At 73.6% G+C, this 1,662-nt stretch carries 1 protein-coding gene and 1 pseudogene; both read right to left on the reverse strand.

From position 1 onward, the window contains the following. Positions 1-218: 218 nt before the first annotated feature. Positions 219-1,532 (reverse strand): hypothetical protein, encoded by a 1,314-nt coding sequence (locus QH270_RS32140; protein ID WP_280348313.1) that lies wholly within the window; start codon positions 1,530-1,532, stop codon positions 219-221. Positions 1,533-1,587: 55 nt separating this feature from the next. Continuing rightward, positions 1,588-1,662: pseudogene (locus tag QH270_RS32145) on the reverse strand (ZIP family metal transporter); the annotation flags it as partial.

Here is a 1,662-nt window from a genome sequence, read left to right on the forward strand (position 1 = left end):
AGTTGCGCTTCTCTGTCGGGGGCGAGGTCACGGTGGTGGGAATTTTCGTCTGGGGCGACTTGGAATTGTAGCTCGTCCCGTCCTTGCACGAGACCACGCCTATGGCGGACCGGTTGCGGCGCACCGGGGGAGAGGTGGAGCGGGAGGACCGGGGTGGTGTCGTCGCCGCCCCGGCACACGTCGAGCCCGCGCAGCGCGTGCACGGAGGACGCATGGGGCTACTTGGCTTGGTCGATGGTCTGCGTGATCCAGTCGGTCAGCACGGCGGCGGCGCTGGCGTAGAACGTGGACGCGCCCCCGTCCTGGGCGTCCGGAAGGGCGGGGGTCGTGCTGGTGGTGCTGCCCGTCGCGCTCGTTCCGGTGGTTGTCGCGGTGTAGGTGGTGGTCAGGGTGGGCAACTGCGCGCCGGTGAACGCTGCGGTGGTGGCCGAGACGAGATCGGCGGCGACCGGGGCCAGCCCGGTCAGCGTCAGCACCGCCGTCACCGGGTCGCCATCGGCGAGGAATTCCACGGCGGTCCAGGCGATCTCCTGCGCGCGGCCGACGTCGGTGGCGATACGGGAGATGTCGAGTCCGGCCAGGACACCGACGATCTCGGCGGCGATCGTGGCGACGCCGGTGGTGTCCAGCGGCGCGGCCAACGCCAGAGCCTTCGCTACCAGGCGCAGGTCGAGTCCGTCGGCGAGCGCGACCAGCGGGGCGAACTGGTTGTTCAGATCCCCGGAGACGCGGTGCACGCCGCGCACGTCTCCAGCGGTAATCAGTCCGGGTAGCTGGGCGAGGTCGGCCACGATCGCGGGCACGTTCGCGGTGAAGCTGGCGAGCCCGTTCAGGACGGTGACGACCTGGGCCAGGACCTGGGACACGCTGATCTGCCCGGTTGAGCCCGTGCCGAGCCTGATGGTCGGTGTGCTCGTCGTCGTGGTCGGGGCTTTCGTCGTGGTGGTGGGCGAGGTGGTGCTGGTAGGAGCCGGAGTGGTGGCGGTGGTGAGGGCGCGGCTCACCGCGGCGAGGACGGGCGAGGACTCGGCGGTGGTCGAGCAGTAGCTGTCACCCTCGAGGCACAGCGTGCGGACCCGATCGGTCAGCTCGCCGAAGCCCTGCGCGCGCGGCCCGGTGACGCCCTGTCCGGAGACCGGGGTGCCGAGCTGGGCGGTGGCCGGGTCGCGGCGCGGGTCCGAGACCAGCGCGACGGCCAGGACTCGCGTGGCCGGGATCGGGCCGCCTCGGTTGCCGAGCGTGGTGGCGGGGGGGGCGGCGGCCGCGGCGCCCCCGGCGGGGCCGGGGCCCACCCCCCGGGGGGGCGGGGGCCCCCCCCCAACCCGTTTCCCCCCGCCCCCGGGGGGGGGCCCCCCCACGGCGCCGACCGCGACTCCGGCCCACTGCCTGCGGCGCGGCTTGTCGACCAGCCAGCCCGCGGCGGACCTGGCGTACGCGCCGCCGGGCTCGACACCGTCCTCTGGTTGCGGCAGCTCGTCCTCGCCGAGCAACGCCACCGACGTCAGGCCCAGATAGTCCAGTGCCTCGCGCACCGCAGACTCGTACCGCGCATGATGACGCGCGCGCGACGCCGCATGACCCGCTGACTCACCCCAGCGCGAAGGCGACGAAGAACCCCGCGGCCGTGGCGATCCCCACCCACCAGCCGCCCTCGCGGTAGGC

The organism is Nocardia neocaledoniensis, assembly GCF_029868625.1.
Taxonomy (GTDB): Bacteria; Actinomycetota; Actinomycetes; order Mycobacteriales; family Mycobacteriaceae; genus Nocardia; species Nocardia neocaledoniensis_A.